This window comes from Ruminococcus flavefaciens MA2007 (assembly GCF_000621845.1).
Classification (GTDB): Bacteria; Bacillota; Clostridia; order Oscillospirales; family Ruminococcaceae; genus Ruminococcus; species Ruminococcus flavefaciens_E.
This window is the reverse complement of the sequence record NZ_KK211354.1, coordinates 144,067-165,968: the sequence shown is the minus strand read 5'-3', so window position 1 is coordinate 165,968 and position 21,902 is coordinate 144,067. Positions and strand designations below refer to the sequence as shown.

Annotated in this window: 17 protein-coding genes; all 17 read right to left on the bottom strand. The window is 47.5% G+C overall.

The genetic code is table 11. The features are described from left to right. Nucleotides 1–2 precede the first annotated feature (2 nt). The 17 genes from T497_RS0112325 to thiI all read right to left on the bottom strand — a co-directional run bounded on the left by T497_RS0112325 (nt 3) and on the right by thiI (nt 21,891). Nucleotides 3–1,622 (bottom strand): hypothetical protein, encoded by a 1,620-nt coding sequence (locus tag T497_RS0112325; RefSeq protein ID WP_028515867.1) that lies wholly within the window; start codon nt 1,620–1,622, stop codon nt 3–5. Between the two features lie 453 nt (nt 1,623–2,075). Continuing rightward, nucleotides 2,076–3,227 carry a cell division protein FtsZ gene (gene ftsZ, locus T497_RS0112320; RefSeq protein WP_028515866.1) on the bottom strand — a complete coding sequence of 384 codons (1,152 nt, stop codon included), beginning with the start codon at nt 3,225–3,227 and terminating at the stop codon, nt 2,076–2,078. A gap of 188 nt (nt 3,228–3,415) precedes the next feature. Beyond that, complete coding sequence (locus T497_RS16850) at nt 3,416–4,546, bottom strand: cell division protein FtsQ/DivIB (RefSeq protein WP_051530664.1); 1,131 nt, start codon at nt 4,544–4,546, stop codon at nt 3,416–3,418. A gap of 23 nt (nt 4,547–4,569) precedes the next feature. Then, complete coding sequence (gene murA, locus T497_RS0112310) at nt 4,570–5,829, bottom strand: UDP-N-acetylglucosamine 1-carboxyvinyltransferase (RefSeq protein ID WP_028515865.1); 1,260 nt, start codon at nt 5,827–5,829, stop codon at nt 4,570–4,572. A 192-nt stretch (nt 5,830–6,021) separates the two neighbouring features. Then, on the bottom strand, nt 6,022–7,152 hold the full coding sequence (gene murG / locus T497_RS0112305) for an undecaprenyldiphospho-muramoylpentapeptide beta-N-acetylglucosaminyltransferase (protein ID WP_028515864.1): 1,131 nt from the start codon (nt 7,150–7,152) through the stop codon (nt 6,022–6,024). A gap of 2 nt (nt 7,153–7,154) precedes the next feature. Further along, a complete protein-coding gene (locus T497_RS16845) occupies nt 7,155–8,435 on the bottom strand; it encodes an FtsW/RodA/SpoVE family cell cycle protein (RefSeq protein ID WP_037325059.1) in 1,281 nt (426 codons plus the stop codon). Nucleotides 8,436–8,459: 24 nt separating this feature from the next. Then, nucleotides 8,460–9,497: a phospho-N-acetylmuramoyl-pentapeptide-transferase gene (gene mraY, locus T497_RS0112295; protein WP_028515863.1), complete on the bottom strand. Its 1,038-nt coding sequence runs from the start codon at nt 9,495–9,497 to the stop codon at nt 8,460–8,462. A 25-nt stretch (nt 9,498–9,522) separates the two neighbouring features. Next, nucleotides 9,523–10,962: a UDP-N-acetylmuramoyl-L-alanyl-D-glutamate--2,6-diaminopimelate ligase gene (locus tag T497_RS0112290; protein WP_028515862.1), complete on the bottom strand. Its 1,440-nt coding sequence runs from the start codon at nt 10,960–10,962 to the stop codon at nt 9,523–9,525. A 72-nt stretch (nt 10,963–11,034) separates the two neighbouring features. Next, entirely contained in the window at nt 11,035–13,428 is a 2,394-nt protein-coding gene (locus T497_RS0112285) for a penicillin-binding transpeptidase domain-containing protein (RefSeq protein ID WP_028515861.1), read from the bottom strand. Between the two features lie 318 nt (nt 13,429–13,746). After that, complete coding sequence (locus T497_RS0112280) at nt 13,747–14,247, bottom strand: hypothetical protein (RefSeq protein ID WP_028515860.1); 501 nt, start codon at nt 14,245–14,247, stop codon at nt 13,747–13,749. Further along, complete coding sequence (rsmH, locus tag T497_RS0112275; RefSeq protein ID WP_028515859.1) at nt 14,240–15,181, bottom strand: 16S rRNA (cytosine(1402)-N(4))-methyltransferase RsmH; 942 nt, start codon at nt 15,179–15,181, stop codon at nt 14,240–14,242. The genes T497_RS0112280 and rsmH overlap by 8 nt, the downstream gene beginning before the upstream one ends. A 58-nt stretch (nt 15,182–15,239) precedes the next feature. Continuing rightward, a complete protein-coding gene (locus tag T497_RS0112270; protein ID WP_028515858.1) occupies nt 15,240–15,671 on the bottom strand; it encodes a division/cell wall cluster transcriptional repressor MraZ in 432 nt (143 codons plus the stop codon). A gap of 412 nt (nt 15,672–16,083) precedes the next feature. Further along, on the bottom strand, nt 16,084–17,382 hold the full coding sequence (locus tag T497_RS0112265; protein WP_028515857.1) for a SpoIID/LytB domain-containing protein: 1,299 nt from the start codon (nt 17,380–17,382) through the stop codon (nt 16,084–16,086). A gap of 36 nt (nt 17,383–17,418) precedes the next feature. Beyond that, on the bottom strand, nt 17,419–18,372 hold the full coding sequence (locus tag T497_RS0112260) for a class B sortase (protein ID WP_028515856.1): 954 nt from the start codon (nt 18,370–18,372) through the stop codon (nt 17,419–17,421). Continuing rightward, nucleotides 18,372–20,105 (bottom strand): class B sortase, encoded by a 1,734-nt coding sequence (locus tag T497_RS0112255; protein ID WP_028515855.1) that lies wholly within the window; start codon nt 20,103–20,105, stop codon nt 18,372–18,374. The genes T497_RS0112260 and T497_RS0112255 overlap by 1 nt, the downstream gene beginning before the upstream one ends. Beyond that, nucleotides 20,105–20,641, bottom strand: a complete 537-nt coding sequence (locus T497_RS0112250) for a CinA family protein (protein WP_028515854.1) — start codon at nt 20,639–20,641, stop codon at nt 20,105–20,107. Before T497_RS0112250 ends, T497_RS0112255 begins: the two co-directional genes overlap by 1 nt. 71 nt (nt 20,642–20,712) lie before the next feature. Next, the gene (gene thiI / locus T497_RS0112245; protein ID WP_028515853.1) at nt 20,713–21,891 is read right to left on the bottom strand and encodes a tRNA uracil 4-sulfurtransferase ThiI; all 1,179 of its coding nucleotides are present in this window, start codon (nt 21,889–21,891) and stop codon (nt 20,713–20,715) included. Nucleotides 21,892–21,902 lie beyond the last annotated feature (11 nt).

The following is a 21,902-nucleotide window of genomic DNA, read 5'->3' as shown; positions in this document are numbered from 1 at the left end:
GATTATTCTGATTCCTTAGCAGCCTCTTCCTCAGCAGCCTTTAAGAGCTCAGCCATATCAAAGTTGAAGTTAGCGCTCTTGTTGCCCTGCGGAGGCTTGTTCTGCTGATTCTGAGCAGCGTTCTGAACGTTGTTGTTCTGTGCAGGCTTGTTGTTATTGTTATTATTATTGTTGTTGAAGTTATTGTTGTTATTATTATTGTTGTTGTTATTGTTCTTATTGAAGTTGCCTACGCCTGCAAACGGATCAGGAGTCTTGATCTCAGCAGCTGTCTTAGCGTAAGTCTCAGCGTCAGCCTTTGGAGCCTTTGAAGGTGTGAATTCAGCCTTTGGAGGATCCATCTTCTTTACAGCAGGCTCATTCTTGTGAACGTCGATAGCCTTGCGAGCTTCGCCGATGATATTCTGAGCGTCGTTCATTCTGCCTGAGCACTGGTTTGTAAGGTTATTGAGAACAGAAGCGATATCTGTGAACTTGCTGTTGATGCTCTCGATCTCTGTAAGGAGCATTTCACGGACTGTCTTGGACATCTCGTTTACCTTATCAGCGTGAGCGTTAGCCTCGTTTACAGTATTGCGAGCCTGATCGTTAGCTTCCTTGATGCAGGTCTCAGCAGCGCGGTTAGCGTTAGCAACAGCCTTTTCAGCCTCTGCGTTAGCTTCCTTGACAACCTGAGCAGCCTTGTCGTTAGCTTCCTTGGTTACCTTAGCAGCGTTGTCGTTAGCCTCCTTAGTAACGAGGGCAGCCTTTTCGTCAGCCTCCTTAGTTACCTGAGCAGCCTTATCGTTAGCCTCCTTGGTAACAGCTTCAGCCTCCTGCTTAGCCTTGTTCTGGATCTGAACAACGTTCTTCTGAGCCTCGGTAAAGAGTGCGCCCATATCGAATGTAGGAGCAGAGTTCTCCTTGAGATCAGCGATCTCGTCGTTGAGCTTGGATATCTCTGTATTCTTGTCGTTTACTTCACGAGTCTTAGCCTCAAGCTTAGCATTGATGTCAGCGATCTGCTTTGTCTTTGCAGCCAGCTCTTCTGAGATCTTAGCGATCTCCTGCTTAGCCTTTGCAAGCTCTGCGTCAGCAGCTCCGCCTGCAGCAACGGCAGCACCGCCCTGAGCAGCCTTCTGCTCAGCAGCTCTGAGTCTGTTTCTGAGATCCTCGATCTCCTTCTTAGCAGCTTCAAGAGCAGCAGTTGTCTGAGCGTTAGCCTGAGGATTAGCAGCACCCTGAGCAGCCTTAGCCTCAGCATTCTTGAGCTGTTCCTTGAGTGCGTCTATTTCCTTCTTAGCAGCCTCTAAAGCAGCAGTAGCCTGTGCATTTCCTGCACCGCCGCCCTGTGCCTTGAGCTGATTGATAGTTTTCTGGAGCTCTTCATTTTCCTTCTTAGCAGCTCTGAGAGCGTTGTTGGAGGTATTGAGCTTCTCCTGAAGGTTCTCAACTTGATTTTTATATTTAGTTATCTCCTCGGGATCAGCAGATGAACTGCTTTCCTTAGACGCTTTAAGCTCGTCCTCAAGGGCAACTATCTTAGAATTAAGCTCATCGAGGTATGTAATAACGTCCTCTTTGATAAATCCCTTCTGACCGATCTTGGTTTCTCTTAATACGGTTGGTGTTGGTTCGCTCATGGTACTCTCCATTCCCCTCGATTGATACCGAGGTAAAAAATTAAGGAATAAGAACCCATATTCAGATTCGGTGAAGGTTCCGCTTTGGTGATATTGCATATAAAAAAGCCTTCACAGTCCATGAATACAGGTTCTGATGATTTTGCCTTATATAAATTATATCATAATAATTATATTATTTCAACTATTGAAATGTAGAAAATTTGGATTGATTTTAGTGCAAATTACTATAAAATTGCTTTAAAATATACTACGTGTTAAATTTACAGTCAATTCCTTTAGCTTAATACGTTATATTAATGTAAATAGTTACAATTTGTAAACACAAATGCTATACGAAATATGGATTTGTGCATTTTTATAAAAAGCCAAAGCCCGAGGACTGTCCTCGGGCTCAGGAGCATATTCATGCTCAAATAAAAAAGCGGCTCATTCGAGCCGCTCATTTTCTTATTAGTTGCCGAGCATCTTGAAGATGTCGTCAAGGTCGTAATCCTGATTTGAAGCAGCAGGCTTTGCAGGTGCGCTTGATGCGCTTGGTGCGCCGAAGCCAAGTCCGTCAATAAGAGGATTGTCTATAGGGATTATCTCGTCCTCAGGATTCTCAACTGAAGCTCCCTCAACAGCAGCGTCGTTTGCAGCGTCCATATCGTCGAAGCCTGCAGCGATAACAGTGATAGTCATCTCGTCCTGCATATCTTCCTTGAATGCTGTACCGAAGATGAACTCAACACCGTCAGCAGCTGTATCTGTGATCATCTTTGTAGCTGCGTCAACATCGGAAGAAAGAATATCCTCTGACATTGCGATATTGATAAGGAGTCTCTTAGCACCCGAGATAGATGTTTCGAGAAGCGGGCTGGAGATAACAGCGTTTGCTGCGTCTCTTGCCTTGTCCTTGCCTGTACCGTGACCGATAGCCATGTGAGCATAGCCTGCGTTTCTCATGATAGTTGAAACGTCTGCGAAGTCGAGGTTTATGTAGCCCTCTTCTACGATAAGATCAGAGATGCTCTTTACACCTGTCTTGAGCACGTCATCTGAAAGTGCGAATGACTGGAGCATTGTAAGTGGCTTATCGAGACCAACGAGAAGTCTCTCGTTAGGGATAACGATAAGAGAATCAACATACTTTCTGAGCTCTGCGATACCTCTTTCAGCCTGTGCCATTTTCTGCTCTCTCTCGAAGAGGAAAGGCTTTGTAACAACAGCAACAGTAAGGATATCCATTTCCTTAGCGATCTTAGCAACTACAGGAGCAGCTCCTGTACCTGTACCGCCGCCCATGCCGGCTGTGATGAAGATCATATCAGCACCCTTGAGGTGTGTCTCGATCTCGTCGCGGTTCTCTTCAGCACTGCGCTGACCGATCTCAGGCTTGTTTCCGGCGCCTCTGCCCTTTGTGAGCTTAGCACCGATCGGTATTCTTGTAGTAGCCTTTGACTTGTTGAGAGCCTTGGCGTCTGTGTTTATAGCGATATACTCTATATTATTGACACCCGAATCTACCATGCAGTTTACAGCGTTTCCGCCGCCGCCGCCGACACCGATGACCTTTATATTAACATCGGGTTCGAGTGTTTCCTCATAATTGAAATCTGACATTTGAACTCCTCCTACTATTTAAATTATCCTTAATTTATCAAATTTATATATTAGCCTATAAATACACTTTATATTTTAGCATAATGGCATGATTTTTTCAAGTCCTAATAAAACATTTTTTATTTTCAGCGAAATAAACAATAACAGGCGGTAAATTCTCATGTTTTTTTACACTCATTAAGAGCCGTTTACCACTGATTTACAGAATTGCTGTCATAATTTGCTGTATCTCCGCTGTTGTCAGACCACTGAGTGCTCTGGTCGGTCCAGCTGTTATCGGCAGTCCACTGGCTGTTATCAGTCCACTGGTTATCCTGCTGATAGCTGTTGTCGCTCCACTGACTTCCGTCGTTATATACGCTGTTGTCTGTCCACTGCTGTGCGGCTGTAGTCGGCTCTGTAGTAGCACGGTTATTATTGAAATCGTTGAGCATTTCCTCCTGCTTCGGATCGTGCTCGCTCTTTATCACAGGGAAACCGTACTCGTCGGTCATAGGCTGAGTTGTAGCCTCCTCCGCACCGGGCACTGCCACAGGACCGTCGCTGGTTCTGAAGCTGCACTGCTTGGTGCCTATCATAGTCAGATAGCCCTTTTTGCCCTTGACTGTCTCGTCCTGCATTACAGTATCGGCAAGATTCAGCTTGTATTCAACGTCGTTCCAGTTGCCCATTTTGAATATCATGCCGTTCTTGTAGTTTACTATGATAGCGTGTTCGTCGCTCATATCAACGGTCATTATACTGTTGTCGTTCTTGGCAGTCATGCTTGATATAAGCTCATGGAAGGCGTCGTTCTTGTGCTCGTTTTCCGAAGCGGCAGCCTTACCGGGAGTATGATCTGCAGGATCAAAGCCGTATATAATAGGAAGTCCGTCGGTTATGAAGCCGTTATCAGCCAGTATCTTGCCCTTTTTGCTGACAAGAAGTGTTCCCTCGCCGTAATTGACATTAAATGCAGGTATGCACTTTGTTACTGTGATATCCAGCGATGACGGGAAGTCTCTGTCCACCTTTGCTGTCTCAACGTAGAGAAGCGAGTCAAGTATCATCTGCTCGCTCTTTTCGCAGTCAAGCCTCAGCAGATTGTCTCCCTTGTTGATGCCCGAAGCCGCAACTATCTCCTCAGCGGAATACATATCCGACTGACCTGCCACACGTATCTCATTTATATTGAACAAGAACGTATAGCTTATGGTTATACCCGCAGTAAGCACCAGCAGAAGCACTACAAGACCGTAAACATTCATCATACGTTTGCGGCGTCTGATACGCTTGCGGCTGTTCTGCCTCTCCACATTTGTTTTTTCGACGTCTTTCATATTTTCTCCTGATTCCTTCCGCCTCAGACGCGGCGCATAGCTCCGCCGAGAAGTCCTACGGCTTCTTCCATTTTTTCATATCCTCTGTCAATGTGGCAGATACGGCTTATCTCGGAACTCCCCTCTGCACAGAGAGCCGCGATGACCATAGCTGCACCGCCCCGCAGGTCTGTAGCCTCAACGTTTGCCCCGTGGAGGCCTTCCCTGCCTTTTATGACAGCCACCTTGCCCAGCACCTGTATATCCGCGCCCATTTTTACCAGAGCGTCGGCATGACGATAGCGGCAGTCGAAGATATTCTCCTCGAAAACGCTGGTGCCGTCAGCAACACAAAGCGCAGCCATTAGCACAGCCTGAGCGTCAGTGGGAAAGCCCGGGTGGGGCATGGTCCTTATCCTGTCTCTGACGGCTCTCAGCCGCGAACCGCTGCGAAGGTATATTTTCTTTTCAGATGTATAAATACTGCACCCCGTCTGCTCCAGAACCGATAAAAAAGGCTCTGTTTCGGGAACGCAGGCATTTGTAAGTATAAGCTCGCCCTTTGTCGCCGCCACCATTGAAAGATAGGTCGCACAGACTATCCTGTCGGGCATTATTGTATATTCACAGCCGTGAAGCTGTTTTTTTCCGTTGATTATGATACGGCTTTCGCCGTCCCCTGATATGTCAGCGCCGCAGCTTCGCAGAAAGCCGCAGAGGTCGCATATCTCGGGCTCACGGGCGGCATTGTTTATGACGGTCTCACCGTCTGCCGTAACCGCGCAGAGTATGATATTTTCGGTAGCTCCCACCGACGGGAACGCAAGGGATATCTTAGCTCCCTTTGCTCTGCCCGAAGGAGCCTTGCAGATGATACTGCCGCCGCTTTCGCGGATATCCACTCCCATTTTTCTGAGAGCGGCAAGGTGCATATCTATGGGACGAGGTCCCAGTTCGCAGCCCCCCGGGACGCTGACAGTACATTCTCCTGCCCTGCCAAGCATAGCTCCCATAAAGATTATGGACGAGCGCATTTCACGCATGAGCTCCTCGGATATCTCGGTACTTCCGATGTTTTCGGAGTTTATCACCGCGGTATTGCCCTCAAAGCTGCATTTGCAGCCCACACAGTTGAGTATCCTTGCGGCTGCATAAACGTCGGTAAGCTTGGGACAGCTGTGCAGCGTACAATCGCCGCAGCACAGGAGCGCCGCCGCCATTATTGGCAGGGAGCTGTTTTTGCTGCCCTGTAGGGCAAGCTCACCGCAAAGGCGTCTGCCGCCTGTAATTACAAATTTCTGCATCATACCACCTCACAGCATTTTTATGTATAGTATGCTTCAAATGAGAGATATGTTACAAAAATGATTTACAGTTGAGAGTTGAGAGTGTAGAGTTGAGAGTTGATGTGTTCGTTTCGCTCACATTATTTAAATTTTGTCGTCGCAGACGACACCATAACTTTCAACTCTCAATTCTTAACTCTCAACTTTGATTCATTTGTTTTTTGCAAGTAATTTCTCAATTACCGCAAGTATGCGTTCATTTGTATCCGTAAGATGCAGCTTTGCCGCACTTTCGGACATGGACTTTACTTTTGCGCTGTCACCGTAGAGCTTTTCTATCTCGGCTATCATGCGCTCGTTGGTAACGTCTTTCTGCTCAATAACTACAGCAGCTCCTGCGTTGCCGAGAACCATTGCATTGTGATACTGGTGATTTCCTGCAACGATAGGCGACGGGATAAGTATCGAAGCCTTGCCTGCGGCTTCAAGCTCCGCCAGTGTGGAAGCTCCCGAGCGGCAGATAACAAGGTCAGCCGCCGCAAGACAAACGTCCATATCGTTTATGTACTCGGTAATGCGAAGCCTGTCGGATTTCAGCGGTATGCCTGCGGCTTTCATAGCCTGCGGGAAGGTCTCCTTTCCCATGCCGCCGTAGCCGTGGATATGGTTTATATTAAGCTTTTTACCTGTGTGCCACTTGATGACCTCGGTCATGGTCTCGTTAATACAGCCTGCACCGAGACTGCCGCCGAATGAAAGTATAGTGAAACTGTCGTCAAAGCCCAGCTTCTTTCGTGCCTCCTCGCGGCTCATGGTGTTGATATTGCTTCTTACGGGAAGTCCCGTAACGCTGTGCTCGAACTTGCTCTCGTCCATGAACTTGAGAGCCTCTTTAACTGTGAGCATAACGTAGTCCACCTCTTTCGAGAGGAGCTTATTCGTTACGCCCGGATAGGCATTCTGCTCATGGATAGCGGTAGGTATGCCCATTCTTGCAGCCTTGCGTATCACAGGACCTGCCGCATAGCCGCCTGTACCGATAGCGATATCGGGCTTGAAGCCCTCTATTATCTGCTTTGCTCTTGAACCCGAGGTAACAAGGTAAGCCACTGCCTTGGCGTTCCTGCCGATATTTTCAAGGGATATCTTTCTTTGGAAGCCTGCCACCTTGATAGTTTCAAGCTTGTAGCCTGCCGCAGGGACCAGCTTTGCTTCCATGCCCTTAGGAGTGCCTGCAAATAGGAACTCCGCGTCGGGATACTTGCTCTTTATGATATCAGCAATGGCAAGCCCCGGATTTATATGACCGCCTGTGCCTCCGCAGGCAATGAGAACTCTCATACTTATGCTCCTTTCGGCTCTGCCTTGGGACTGCTCTGAGCCGCATTCTTAGTCTTTTTCTGTTTGGGCGCTTCGTCGGGATAATACCTGTGCTGAGAAATATTCAGCATGATACCCATTTCCGCCAGCTGCATGATAAGCGCCGTTCCGCCGTAGCTGAAAAACGGCAGGCTGATACCTGTATTCGGTATCAGATTGCTTACAACGGCAAGGTTGAGGACAGTCTGTATGCCTATCTGAGTGGTTATGCCGACTGCGATGAGCATACCGAAGCGGTCCTTGCAGCGGACTGCGATAGAATAGCCTTCAACAATAAGAAGGAAGAATACGATTATGATAGCAAGAGCTCCTGCGAAGCCAAGCTCCTCGCAGACAATGGGGAAAACGAAGTCGTTCTTTGTCTCAGGGAGGTAGAGGTACTTCTGACGGGAGTTTCCCAGACCAAGACCGAAAAGTCCGCCCGAGCCGATAGCGATAAGTGAGTTTGCGGTCTGCCATGTATCGTTGAGCTTATCGGCAAAGGGATCCTTCCATGACTTTATACGTACCGCAACGTAGCTGTCGGGGACCTGTGCCTGCCATGAAATATAGGCTATCGCCAGTCCGAGAACTGCCGCTCCGAGACCGATGAAATGCTTCTTGTTGACGCCGCCGCAGAGTATCATAGCTACGGCGATAGTGCTGATAAGGATAATACCCGAGATATGCTTCTCAAGACCGATGAGCAGCACATACAAGCCCAGTATCATCGAATATTTGAGGATACCTGTCTTGAAGGTGTTCATATTCTTGCCGTCGCGCTCCATGCTGTAGGCAAAAAAGATGATGAGTGCCAGCTTCGCCACCTCGGAGGGCTGTAGGTTCAGAGGTCCGATGTCTATCCAGCGTCGTGCGCCCATAGTACCGCCCTCGTCGTTACCGATAAAAAGAACGGCTATCAGCAGTACTGCGCCGACGATATACATAAGGCTTGCTATGTTAAGCTTTTTAAGTACGGGCAGCTTCAGGTTCTTGAAGTTGTGATAGTCCATTTTCATAAAAAAAAGCATAGCGGCAAAGCCGACTAAGGCATTTTTCGCTTGTTTTTTTGCATAAAACAGACCGTCGCCGCCGTGCTCGCTGTATGCCCATGCATAGCTTGCCGAGGACATCATTACGATACCCACGACCAGCAAGATCATAACATAAGCGAAGAACGAAAGGCTCAGGTCTCCGCGCCTGCCTCCCGAAAAGGGATTATACTTGGCAAAGCGGCTTTGTGTCTGTGAATTGCTTGACGCCATTTTTTCTCCTTAAATATATGTGATTCAGAAAACTAACAGTGTAATTATGCCCAGAACTCCGAAAATAATGCCGAAGAGCGAAAAAGTTATCACTATCTTGTACTCGCTGAATCCGCTCATTTCAAAGTGGTGGTGAATAGGAGTCATCTTGAATATACGTCTGCCCTCTCCGTACTTCTTCTTTGTGTACTTGAAATAGCTGACCTGTATAACAACAGAAAGCGCCTCGATAATGTACACGAGAGCAACAAGGAGAAGCAGCAGGTGCTTGTGGAGGATAAGTCCCATGCCTGTTACGGCTGCGCCGAGGAACATAGAGCCCGTATCGCCCATGAAGCACTTTGCAGGGTTGAGGTTCCAGAGAAGGAATCCCAGACAGCCGCCTGCAAGAGCCATTGTGAAGCAGGTCATCTCATTCTGCTTGAGGATAGAGCAGCATACTGTGAATATCAGCATTGCCACGAATGTTACCGAGCCGCAGAGACCGTCCACGCCGTCTGTGAGGTTTACCGCATTTGTGAGGTAAATAATCACAGGTATCATCAATATATAATAGAATATTCCCAGTGAGGGGCTTCTCCAGAAGCCGAGGTCGATACTTGTAGCACCGTCACCGAAGAAGTGTATGGCAGCAAGGAATCCAACTGATACCACAAGCTGGATAGCTATCTTCTGCCACGGAGTAAGTCCGTCGTTGTTCTTTCTGGCAACCTTTGTATAGTCGTCGATAAAACCGATAACGCCGAATGCTACAGAGAAGAGAACTACCGCCAGCAGCAGATAAAAGGGCTTGAAGCTCGCCTTATCCGTTGTGTCGATCCCTGTTTTCCACCTGTATATCCAATAGCCTGCAATTGAGGTCAGGACAGTTGAGATTATGAACATGAAACCGCCCATTGTAGGAGTTCCCTGCTTCTTCTCGTGCCATTTCGGACCGTCCACAGTCTTTATCGGCTGACCGAATTTGATCTTATGCAGGAACGGAACAAGAAAAATACCCGAAACTCCTGCAATAACGAATGATAAAAGTGCAGTTATGAGATTTACTACCCAGAAAGACATTTAAAATAACAACTCCAGTTTTATTTTATTTATCAAGAAGCTTTAACCCTTCGGCGACTATCTCACGCTCGTCGAAGTGTATGTGCTCCATGCCTGCAAGTATCTGATAATCCTCATGTCCCTTGCCGGCAAGTACTATTATATCACCTTTCTCAGCAATTTTCAAGGCATGAAAAATCGCTTCTTTTCTGTCAACTACAACATCATAGTTCACATCTGTGCCCTCAAGACCTGCAAGGATATCCTTGATGATAGCTTCGGGCTCTTCATTTCGGGGATTATCCGATGTAACTATGAGCTTGTCGGCGTATTTCGCCGCAGCCTTAGCCATTTTCGGGCGCTTAGCCGCGTCGCGGTTTCCGCCGCAGCCGAAAAGGCAGATAAGGTCGTTTTCGGTGTACTCCTTAACGCTCCGCAGGATATTCTCCACAGCGTCGGGAGTGTGCGCGTAGTCGCAGATTACTGTAAAGTCCCTGCCTGTGGGGATCACCTCACACCGTCCCTTGACTCCGTTGTATTCCTCAACAGCAGGTATGATATTCTCGATAGTCAGACCTGCTTCGAGGCAGGCAGCGATCGCTGCCGTAATGTTCGATACATTGAAAAGTCCCGGCATTCTTGTCTTGATAAGGTGTGACTTGTCGCCGTTGCAGAACCAGAAGCTGGAACCTGTGGACTTTATCTTTATGCCGTCGGCATAAAAGTCCGCATTCTCTCTGACGCTGAAGCCCAGCTTCTTGCAGCTCACCTCGCCGAAGAGACGTCTGCCGTAGTCGTCGTCCGCATTGATGACAGCGCAGTCGCAGATATCAAAGAGCATTTTCTTTGCCTGATAATAGTCCTCCATATCCTTGTGGTAGTCCAGATGATCCTGAGTGAGATTTGTGAACACAGCCACATCGAAATATGAGGAGCCTATCCTGTACTGACACAGACCGAAGGAGGAGACCTCCATGACAACATACTCACATCCCGCATCTGCCATCTTTGCCAGCAGCCCCATGAAATCATACGCCATCGGAGTTGTGTTGTCAGTGTGGAGTATCTCATCTCCTATTTCGTTCTGTATCGTTCCGACGAGCCCTGTTTTATGCCCGTTCTTCATAAGGATATGCTTTATTACATTGGTGATAGTAGTTTTTCCGTTAGTTCCCGTAACGCCTATCATTTTCATTTTGCGCTCGGGGTGACCGAACCATGCCGAGCATATCTGACCGTATAGCTTTCGGGAGTTCTCTGTGATTATCTGCCTGTCTCCCAGCCCGAGGTCGCGCTCACAGACTACAGCCGCCGCGCCCTTTTCCAGCATTTCTTTAGCTGCTGTGTGTCCGTCGAAGCTGCCGCCCTTCACGCAGACAAAGAGGCTTCCCTCGGTGACCTTGCGTGTGTCGTCGGTAACTGAGCTTATCTCGGTATCGCCTATAGCAGTAACGGCGTTGTTTTCGATAAGATCGCATAATTTCATTGTGTCTGCCTCCTGTCTTTCTTTTGTTCAGTAATATTTATTTTATCTGTAATAGTTTTTTGGCTGAATAAATCAGTCGCTCATCTCGTTTACCATGAATTCAAGCTCTATGGTAGTACCTCTCGGAACCTGTTTGCCCTCCTGAATGGACTGGCTGTTTACCGTAGCGCCGTCACGCTCGATAGAAGCGCCCTTTGTGGTATAGTTCAGACCGCTGTCGTTGATTATCTGGTTTGCAACGCTTGGCGAGCAGCCGTACAGATAAGGAACTGTCACCAGAGTATCCGCATAGTTCACCTTTTCGGTATACAGGTATACACAGCCGTCCTTGGCTATAGCCTTTCCTGTCAGCGGAGACTGTTCGACTACCTCGATGCCGTTGCCTATCTTCTCATACTTAACACCCATGCCGTCAAGAGTCTTTATCGCGTCGTCAATGCTTGCGCCCTTGAGAAGCGGAACCTTGACGTCAAGATTCTTGAGCTCCTGCTCATTGTACTCAGGGCTCTTGCCGAGATACGGGAGTACCTCTGTGAGTATCTCTCTTGCAGTAGGCACAGCACACTTGCTTCCGTAGTAGAGGTCGCCGTTCTTGTCAGGCATATCCGCCAGTACCAGAAGTATCAGTTCGGGATCGTCCGCAGGAGTAAAGCACACATACGAAGCGCCGTATTCCTGCAAAGCAGCGTCCTCCTGCTCCTTTATCTCCTCGTAACGGGAGGTCTCGCTGAGTCGCTGAGATGTACCAGATTTGCCGCCGATAGCATAGCCCTTGATATTAACGTTGCCTGCGCCGTTTCCGACTACAACGTTGTAGAGAGCGTTCCTCATCTTAGCGGAGGTATCCTCGGATATTACCTGTCTCCTAACGGTACGCTCGTTTTTGAAAACGATGTTTCCGTCGCTGTCGACTACCTTGTCAACTACATAAGGCTTCAGCAGATATCCGCCGTTTATTGAAGCACAGCAGGCTGTTATCATTTCCATAGGAGTGATAGTCTCGCACTGTCCGAAAGCACTAACTGCAAGATCGACAGGAGACATTTTATCAGCGCTGATATTGTTGCCGCCTACCTCGGCAGGAAGGTCTATTCCTGTAGGCTCTCTGAAGCCGAATGCGTCAAAGTAATAGCAGAATTTATCCTTGCCCAGCTTTGCGCCGATATCCATGAAAGCAGGGTTGCAGGAGTTTGTAAGAGCCTCCTGAAATGTCTGCATACCATGACCGGGAGGAAGCTTCCAGCAGTCGATATTAGCCTTATGACCTTCAAATTTCTTGAAGCCCTCGCAGTAGAAGCTGTCATGCTCGATATCTATGACATTCTCCTCGATAGCCGCAGAGCTTGTAATGACCTTGTATACAGAACCGGGCTCATAGGTCTCTGTTATGCACTTATTCTTCCACATACGCTCTCTGGCTTCGGGAGTATATTCCTTGAAATCCTTTTCCGTAGGATCGGTGATATTCTTTTCTGCGAATATCTTATTGAATATAGTCTGATCCGATATCTTGAACGGCTCGTTGAGATCAAAGGTAGGATATGTAGCCATACCGTAAACAGCGCCTGTTTTCGGATCCATAAGGATAGCGCAGGCACGGTTCTTGACGTAATGAGTCCTTACCATTTCCTCTAAGTTCTTTTCAAGTATATACTGTATCTCTCTGTCTATAGTAAGGTATACGTCGTTGCCCTCCTTGGGCTCAAAGGTCTTGGAATATCTGTAAGGGAGAGCATTTCCGTTTGAGTCCACAGCGGATATGGTCCTGCCGTCAACACCAGAGAGATACTTATCATAAGAAGACTCGATACCGTAAGCAACGTTTCCGTTAGTAAAGCCGATAACAGAAGCGGCAAGGTCCTTCTGCGGATAATAGCGCTTTGTGTCTTCCTCGTTTCTTATGGAAACAAAGCCCCACTCGTTGAAGTAATTGTCTATCTCGTCAGCGATAGGCTTTTCAACCTGTTCCTGAAGAACGATATACTGGGTGTCCTGATCCATAGCCTTTGTTATCTCCTCAGGAGTTATGCCAAGCTTTACCGAGAGGAAGGTCACTGCGTCGTTCTTGAATTCGTCAATGGACGCAGGGAGCTTATTCTTGTCGTTGCCTGCCTCATCAAGAACGGGAGTATATGTGCCGTTGGCTATATCCACTGTACGCTTGTTTATAAGCTTTTCCAGTCTTTCAAGGTCCTCCTTGAAGCTCTTGGGATCTATGAATATCTTATAAACCGTAGCGCTCTTGGCAAAAGCAACGCCCTTTGAGTCGTAGATAGAGCCTCTGTGGGCTGATATGCTTACCGAACCGAAGTGCTGGTCGTTAGCCATATTCTGATATTTCTTGTTGTCAAGAACTGATATTTTGAAAAAATTGCCTGCTACAGCCGCAAAAAGCACACTGAAAGCGGCAGTCATAACTATCTTTGATCTGAACCTCATTGCATTTGAGGGATTTGTATTTATCACTGAGAAACTTCCTTTCCGTGACAATTTATATAAATAAAAAGGGCAGGGTTGTAATGTGCCCCGCCTCTGAACATCTTATTTATCTTTTCAGGATGTCCTTTTGTTTTGATACGACGAAGGATTTATCGCTATTCAAGCGTGGACATACCGTCCCCGAGCCCTATTTCGCCCAGAGCCCGGGAACTGCACATCCGATATTCCGATCACCCGCTGTATCTCCGTGTTCTACATATGACCTCGGCATTAATATATATTTTTTCGTTGCCGATAGTATTCATTAATTATGCGGGCAGCCCTTTTGTTATATATATATTGGTACTACCCTCTGAAATATTCCACGCATTTATCGAAAAAGGACTTTATTTTCGCAATTATGCCTTTTTCCTGCTCTGGAATAGTAACGACGTCGCCTGTCTGAATCTGGATGTATTTTATCTGTGTGGAATCTATCTTTTCCATTCCTATCGACTTTGCATATTCCTCTATGCTCTTAGCCGACATTTTTCCGTCAAGTTCAGACTGGAGTCTTACATTTTCGGCTGCGACGCTATCAAGCTTCTCCTGAAGAGCCGACACCTTGTTGTATGCCGTATTTCTCTTGTCAAGAGAATAGATAACCGAGCCCAGCAGCGCGGCAGCTAACAGTGATACACATATTATCTTGAAAACCGAACCGCTTCGGGCTTCGGTCTTTCTCATCTGTATCTCGGGCTTCTGCTCAGAGTCATTCTGCATAGCGTCACCTGCTTCGGTCATCTCGTCCGAATCGGCATCGTCATAGCTTTCATCCATATAATAGCGTACAGTGTTTTCAGCCATTGCTTTCCGCACTCCTTTCTATTATTCTGAGCTTCGCGCTTCTGCTTCTGTTGTTTCTTTCGAGTTCCTTTTCTTTAGCCTCTAACGGCTTTCTGTTTACAAGTTTTCCCTGCGGCTTGTGTCCGCATACACACTGGGGAAAATCCGGTGGACAAATGCAGCCTTTGCACCATTCCGCGAATTTTTTCTTTACTATTCTGTCTTCGAGGGAATGGAAGGTTATTACTGCAAGGCGTCCGCCTGCCCTCAGACTGTGGAATGCGTCGTCGAGCCCTTTTTCAAGGTGCTCAAATTCTCCGTTGACTGCAATTCTTATTGCCTGAAAGGTCTTTTTGCATGGGTTCTTTTCACGTCTCGCCTTCTGGGGAACGCTTTCTCTGATGATGTCTGCCAGCTGAGTAGTAGTCATTATCGGCGAGCTTTCTCTTGCACGGATTATATTTGAGGCTATTTTTCGGGAGAATTTTTCTTCCCCGTACTCAAATATTATCCTTGCCAGTTCCTGCTCGGAATAAGTATTGACCACATCGGCAGCGCTCATTCCCTCCTTGCTCATTCTCATATCGAGCGGAGCGTCGGAGTGGTACGAGAAACCTCTGCTTCCCTCATCGAGCTGAAATGACGAAACGCCAAGGTCCATAAGGATACCGTCGGCATAGTCTATATCAAGTTCATCGAGGACCGCTCTTATCTCTGAATAGTTCCTGTGAACTACCATTGCATTCTTGTAGACCGACAGGCGCTCTGTTGCAACAGCAACTGCGTCGGGATCTCTGTCAAGAGCGATGAGCCTTCCATTTTCATTCAAATGAGAGGCGATTGCAGAGGAGTGACCTGCACCGCCCGCAGTACCGTCAACATAGATACCGTCGGGACGAATGTTAAGCCCTTCAATACATTCCTCAAGCATTACAGGTATATGGGTAAATTCCATCAAGCAAAACTCTCCTTATTTCCGAAACTGATCGGCAACAAAGACAAAAACGTCTGTATCAGATAACGAGGTCAGCAAGAGCATCGTTGATCTCGTCCTGAGTGATACTGCTGTTGAATTCTTCCCACTTGGACTTATTCCAGATCTCAGCTCTGTTATTAGCGCCGATAACAACGACTTCGTCAGTTATACCGGCATGATCTCTGAGCTGCTGTGTGATAAAGATACGTCCCTGTTTGTCGGGGACCTGCTTATCAGCACCTGCAAGAAGCTTACGTCTAATGTCAGAACCATTCTTACCTTTAATAGAATTAAGCTTTTCGCAGTAATCCTGGAATGCTTGCGGCGAGTAAACGGCGATATAGGCGTCATCATGTCCCTGGCAAAGGAAAAACTCAGCACCAAGTACGTCTCGGAGCTTAGTCGGGAAACTCATACGGCCCTTCTGATCTATACTTGGGTAATATGTACCGCATAACAGATCTGCCATAGAATTTCGCCTCGCTTTCTCTTTAACCTTAGGAATGATTCACCCTAATTTGGAAAATTTCACATCCAATCACCTTTTTTCACCCTAAACATATTTTATCATTATTTAGAGATAAGGTCAATGGTGGGTATTTCCAATATTACTCCACAAAAAAGGCTATTTTTTATGGATTTTGTTTAATCATTAACCATTGTTTAAAGAGAAACGAAACAAACGTTTTTATCTTTGTTAAATTATTTTTAAAGTTTTCACCTTTCTTCACCTTTCAAGGTCAAAAACAGTTTTTTTCACCTCACGGCTCCACCTTTTTTCACCCAAAAGGAGAAATAAGCCTTCGGATATAATGAGACTGTGCCCCACTATCCAAAGACTTATTCCTTTTGTTCCTTGTATCATTCGGCTTTAAGCCGTATCAATCATATGTATATGTCAGATTGAATTTCGATGATTTAAGTCCCATCATCATTGAGAAGGGATAGCCCTTCGCAGTTGTCTGTCCGTCTATGTTTACAGAAGTAACGTAGCCTGTCTCCTCTGAGTAAACGGGCTGTATCCAGTTTGCGGGATCATCTGAGAGGGTGATGTGGTAAGCTGCTTCAAGCTTTTTCTTCACCGCGTCAGCAGTCATATATGTAACTGTTCCCCAGTGCGGATCGTAAGCGGCGTCATAGTCGCTTGGAACGCTTCTGAGGTACGGACGATCCTCATAGAATACGTCATAGCAATTTGCGGAGCAGCCGCCGCTTGAAGCGGAGAATACTGTCAGCGCATAATCGCCTTCATAGTAAAGAGCCTCGCCGAGGACCTCATTGCAGGCGTCGATGACTATCTGCGGAGGATCGGCCTTGCCTCTCAGGTCCTTTGAATCGTCGCCGTTATACTTTATATAAGTATATACTGCAACTGCCTGGGCCTTGATAGCTTCATATGCGAAGCTACCGCCAACCTCGCGGTTAACTATCTCAGATACGACCTTGAGGGTATCGCCTGCGGGCTCATGAGCGATCGTCAGCTCCTCCTCATCGGTCATTCCTGTATTCATAAGTTCTGTACCAGGATAATAGTGGTACAGGATATCCTGATATGTCCAGCCTGCGCAGCTTGCATAGAAGTTTGCGCCGTTCTGGCTCATACCGACGCCGTGTCCCCAACCGTATGTCACGAATGCGAATTCACCGGGCTTGGCTTCAACGCTCTGACCTTCCTGAGACGGCGGTATATCGCCTACTGCCGCACCCGAAGTTTTGATATCGACTGCTGTAGGCTCTTTGGTGCGGCTCTTAGCCGCATTCTTTGATAATGTAGGCGTTGCTTTTTTCAACGCGCTCTTTTTCTTGGCAATTGTTTCCTCAAGAGCCTTGCGCTCTTCTTCGGAAAGCCCTGCATATGGATCAACAGGTTCGCCCACCTTCGCCATTTCAGGCGTTGCGAGCTCATAGCTTATAAGAGTGAGGCTGGAATCGTAATCGCTGATATCAGCTTTCTCCCAATCCTCAGGCATTTTCGGCTCTTCCTCTGCGTTCTCCGAAGCCAGCTCAGAAGCTGTTTCGGTCTCCGCAGCTGTTTCGCTTTCTGCCGCAGCAGTTTCCGCAGCCGAAGTTTCCTCGGCTGACAAAGAGCTGTCCGCAGTCTTCATGCTAACAGACGCCGAGAGCACAAGTACTCCCGAAGCCACAGCTGCCGCTCGTTTAAGCATTGTCTGTACCTTCATAACGCTCTCCTTTATTGAAAAAATATAAGAGTTCGCTTACTGCTGAGCCTGTTCCTCAGCTGCTTTTTCGGCTTCCTTTGCTTTCTGAGCCTGTAACCATGACTCAGTACGCTTTATCGAATTTGTATCGCCTGCGACCTCGCCGTCCCTGAGACGTCTTCCCACAACGAGGAATCGTGAATTATCCACGTCCGAATAGCAGGTAGACAGGGTAATGAGCTTGTCGCCGTATTTCACATCGACTCCTGTATCATAGAGCCAGCGGCTCTTGCATTTGTCGACATAGAAATTGAAATCCTCCTCCGAGCTCAGGTCTTCCATATCCCAGTAGTGGAAGTCTGTCTCATCGTAGGTTCCGCTGGTAACAAGGATAGCGAAGATAACGTAATCGTAATCCTTGTAATTGGAGCTTACGTGAATGAACGGGTTCTTCCAGTAGAAATCGGGATTCAGTCGGTACTCTCTTGTGCAGCCAAGCATTTCGCCGTTCCACCAAGCGTGACCGTATATCACCTGATTCTCGGACTGCTCGCTTTCCAAAGCGCCGAAATTGTCGCGGTAATCAAGGAACAGCGAACCTCTCTCGTCGTACTGTCTGTAAAGATCATTATCGAGGTAGAAGAAGTTCGGGTAGTAGTCCCTTCCGCCGTAAAAAGCCATATCCGAGGAGATACTTCCCGGATCCTTGACTATGGGGTAGTCGATCTGAAGACCGTCTACCTTTATCCAGCCTACGACGTCCTTATTGACGTGCATGAGGGACTTTGCTCTGTCCGTCATGCCAAGCTGAGACGGCACATAACCGTATTTTTCAGCAAGGTCATCGGGAAGCTCCTTTGTTGTAGCCTCCACAGTAGCAGTGGTCTCGACTACATCGCTGTATATCGGGACAGCTTTCTTGTCCTTGCTTATCACTACAGCGTAGATGCCAAGTCCTACAGCCGCTGCACAGGCAGCACAGGCTGAGATTATTTTTACAGGTTTGTTCATTATTTATCCTTCGCCTCCGCAGGTCCGTATGGCTCAAATGGAGCATTCGGATCATATCTTGCGTCCGAATGGTTCTCATAATAGAGATTAGGCCACTTTATATTTGGGTTACGCACGCTGTCCTGAGTACCTGCAATAGGATCCTCGTCTTCGCGCACACGTCTTGCCATTATAATGATACGTCCTCTTTCCTCATCTGCAAGAGTAGTATTGCAGGTTGAAAGGGTAAGCAGCTGATCGCCGTACTTAACGTCCACCTTGTTAAGGCGTATCGATCTTCTCTTAGCCTCGTTGACGAAGTTGTAGAAATCCTCTTCGCCGTCGAAGTCAAGTTTGTTCCAGCAATCGAACTTTGTATCCGATTCGTCCTCTGCGTCAAGAATAAAGAATGCGAATATCTTATATTTGTAGTTTTCGTAATTTGATCTGAGGTTTATAACGGGGTGTAATCCGTAATAATCCTCTCTCCAGTTATAATACTTGAGACAGCCAAACATCTGGTCGTCGTACATATTATGTCCGTAGATGATAAGGTTATCCGAGTTCTCGCACGTTAAGTAGCCGTCCTCGCCGACCTCATCGAAATGGTTTCTGTAATCAAGGAACAGCTCGCCTGCAATGTTATCTGACAGGTCGAACTTCTTATCCAGATACTTGTAATTGTCCTCTGCCTGCATGACAGGGTTATTTATCGGGGTATTGGGGATAGTGATGACTCCGACGATATCGTGGTTCTGCTCCCAGAGCTTGCGTGCGCCGGGCAGCATATCGAGATATCTCACACGGTCATCAATGGGCTGCTCCTCCTTGGGAGCCTCCTGATCTCCGTATATCTCATACATTTCCATAAGGTCTCTGGTCTTGCGCTTGCTTGACCACAGGTCATAGTAGTAGTCTCCTACTATGTAGCCGCAGACAACTATCGCAACGACAGAACCGAGGAAAACGATCTTTCTTATGCGCTCACCGAGCCTGTCCCCCTTTTGAGGGAACAGGTCCAGCAGGCGCTGTTTAAAGGTTTTTTTCTTCTTCTTTTTCTTCTTTTTGGAAGGCTTTTTCGTCTCTTCGGAGGTCGTCTCCGCAGCCGCCCGAATAATTGGCTCAGGAGCTTTGTCCTCATGTACACGATGAAGAGGGCGAACAGGCTCTTCCGTCTGTTTTGTTTCGGCAGCATGACTGATCGGAGTAAAGATCATAGTTTCTTCGTCCTTTTCCTCCGTCACACTTTCAGTCTCTGCCTCCTGTGCATACGCGTTGTTTACTTCTGCTTCGCAAGCTTCCGCCTCTGCCTCAGCCTCGGTAAAGTCCTCCGTATATCCCGTGATATCACCGCTGACCTCTGTGAAGTCCTCGGCTACTTCCTCCGCCAGCTCCTGGAGTTCCTCATGTGCGGGAGTTTCCAGTGCAGGGAGTATATCAGAGATATCGGGAGAAGCGTTTGCCTTAGCCTTTGCTTCAGCCTCTGCCTGCTGTGCAGCTAATCTTTCTGCGTCTGCCTTTTCTCTTGCTATTGCTTTGTCGAGCTCGTCAAGTATATCCGCCGCAGTTGCATTATGTTTTTCCTTTACTCTTGCAATGCGGTCAGCCATGCTCTCAGAGCGCTCGCTGTCTGATTTATTTTCATAAGTCATCGGAGCGACTTCCGCTTCACTGCGGATAGACCTTCTGATAGCCTTTATCTTCTCAGCTCTGCGCTGAGCTTCTGAGCTGCCGTCGGTTATTTTTTCGCTCATCAGTCTTTACTCGCCTCCATCAGTATTTTTTCAATCGTACCAAACGCATAAGCAGCCGCACATCGTCTGATATTCGTTCTGCTCATATCGCTCAGCTTCCATAATTCTGGCAGTCTTACAAACTGACTGCCGCAGATATCGAAACCGATATACACCGTTCCCACAGGAGTATCCGCAGTTCCGCCCGATGGACCTGCGATACCCGTTACGGAAACGCACACATCTGCTCCCGAGCGTTTTTTTAGTCCCTTGACCATGCTCAGTGCTGTTTCCTCGCTCACCACGCCGAACTCTTGTATGACCTCGGCGGGAACTCCCAGAAACTCTGTCTTTATCCGCTGAGAATATGTGCATATCCCAAGCTCAAAGACCGCAGACGCGCCCGATACTGATGTTATAAGCTCCGAAAGGAGTCCTCCCGTACAGCTCTCCGCTGTAGCAATAGTCAAACCCTTTCGTTCTAATAATTTTACAACATTTTCAACGGTCTTGTCAAGTTTTTCGGTGTCACATTCAGAAAATTTACTGCTTACCACTAAATACTCACTCTTTCTTTAGTCAACATTCCACAAAAATTAAGTGATAGTTTTGTAAAATACTTAAAAAATCAATCTCCAAAATTAAAGGTCTTCATCTCTGTGTTTTCAACAGCCTTCTGTATAAGCGGTTCAAAATCGAAGCTGTTCTGTGCCTTTTCGATGTCTGAAAGCTGAGGTCTTACCTTGGGGTGACGTGGGGTGAATACTGTACAGCAGTCCTCATAGGGCTGTACCGATATATCGAATGTGTCTATCTTACGTGCTATCTCGATTATCTCGGTCTTGTCCATGCCAACGCAGGGACGGAACACAGGTATGCGGCATACCGCGTCTGTGCAGACCATAGCCGCCATTGTCTGGCTTGCCACCTGTCCCACGCTCTCGCCTGTGATAAGGGCAAGGCAGTTGTCCTTTGCGGCGATACGCTGAGCTATCTCCATCATGAGTCTTCTCATTATAATAGTAAAGAACTCCTCGGGGCAGTTGTCCTTGATAGCCTCCTGAAGCTCCGTGAAAGGTACGCAGTAGAATGCGATACCTCCGCAGTAGTCGGTAAGCTTCTGGCAGAGTTCCTCGACCTTGAGCTGTGCTCGGTCAGATGTGTAGGGAGGGCTGACATAGTGGATAGCCGCGATGTGAACGCCGCGCTTTGCCATCATATAGCCTGCAACGGGGCTATCGATACCGCCCGAAAGAAGAAGCATAGCCTTGCCGCTGCTGCCAACGGGAAGTCCGCCTGCTCCCTTGATGTTCTCTGCGTGAACAAAGGCGTTCTCGTCGCGTATCTCAACAGTTACCGTAACTTCGGGGTTCTTGACGTCAACGGACAGGTGCGGGAACTTTTCAAGAAGCTTTCCGCCCAGCTCCATGCATATCTCGGGAGACTTCATGGGGAAAGCCTTGTCGGAGCGCTTTGCGTTGACCTTGAATGTCTTCGCACAGCTCAGCACCTCGTCAAGATATTCATAGCTCTTATTGCAGATATCCTCGAAGTCCTTCTCGCATACGCAGGCGCGGCAGTAGGTAGCGATACCGAATATCTTGCCCACTCTGTCTGCGACTTCGTTGAGGTCGATATCCTCGTCAAGAGGAGTTATATATGTTGTGGACTGAGCACTGGTAATCTGAAAGTGACCGAGGGGCTTCAGTCTGCGCTTTATGTTCTTTATGAGCATATCCTCAAAGGTCTTTTTGTTGAGACCTTTCAGTGCCATTTCGCCGTATTTTACAAGTATCAGTTCTTTCATATTCTTCTCCT

What these genes read in the sequence shown, in the direction of transcription:
- T497_RS0112325 (WP_028515867.1), bottom strand. Translation starts at nt 1,622, where the DNA reads ATGAGCGAACCAACACCAACCGTATTAAGAGAAACCAAGATCGGTCAG.
- ftsZ (WP_028515866.1), bottom strand. Translation starts at nt 3,227, where the DNA reads ATGTCAGATTTCAATTATGAGGAAACACTCGAACCCGATGTTAATATA.
- T497_RS16850 (WP_051530664.1), bottom strand. Translation starts at nt 4,546, where the DNA reads ATGAAAGACGTCGAAAAAACAAATGTGGAGAGGCAGAACAGCCGCAAG.
- murA (WP_028515865.1), bottom strand. Translation starts at nt 5,829, where the DNA reads ATGCAGAAATTTGTAATTACAGGCGGCAGACGCCTTTGCGGTGAGCTT.
- murG (WP_028515864.1), bottom strand. Translation starts at nt 7,152, where the DNA reads ATGAGAGTTCTCATTGCCTGCGGAGGCACAGGCGGTCATATAAATCCG.
- T497_RS16845 (WP_037325059.1), bottom strand. Translation starts at nt 8,435, where the DNA reads ATGGCGTCAAGCAATTCACAGACACAAAGCCGCTTTGCCAAGTATAAT.
- mraY (WP_028515863.1), bottom strand. Translation starts at nt 9,497, where the DNA reads ATGTCTTTCTGGGTAGTAAATCTCATAACTGCACTTTTATCATTCGTT.
- T497_RS0112290 (WP_028515862.1), bottom strand. Translation starts at nt 10,962, where the DNA reads ATGAAATTATGCGATCTTATCGAAAACAACGCCGTTACTGCTATAGGC.
- T497_RS0112280 (WP_028515860.1), bottom strand. Translation starts at nt 14,247, where the DNA reads ATGGCTGAAAACACTGTACGCTATTATATGGATGAAAGCTATGACGAT.
- rsmH (WP_028515859.1), bottom strand. Translation starts at nt 15,181, where the DNA reads ATGGAATTTACCCATATACCTGTAATGCTTGAGGAATGTATTGAAGGG.
- T497_RS0112270 (WP_028515858.1), bottom strand. Translation starts at nt 15,671, where the DNA reads ATGGCAGATCTGTTATGCGGTACATATTACCCAAGTATAGATCAGAAG.
- T497_RS0112265 (WP_028515857.1), bottom strand. Translation starts at nt 17,382, where the DNA reads ATGAAGGTACAGACAATGCTTAAACGAGCGGCAGCTGTGGCTTCGGGA.
- T497_RS0112260 (WP_028515856.1), bottom strand. Translation starts at nt 18,372, where the DNA reads ATGAACAAACCTGTAAAAATAATCTCAGCCTGTGCTGCCTGTGCAGCG.
- T497_RS0112255 (WP_028515855.1), bottom strand. Translation starts at nt 20,105, where the DNA reads ATGAGCGAAAAAATAACCGACGGCAGCTCAGAAGCTCAGCGCAGAGCT.
- thiI (WP_028515853.1), bottom strand. Translation starts at nt 21,891, where the DNA reads ATGAAAGAACTGATACTTGTAAAATACGGCGAAATGGCACTGAAAGGT.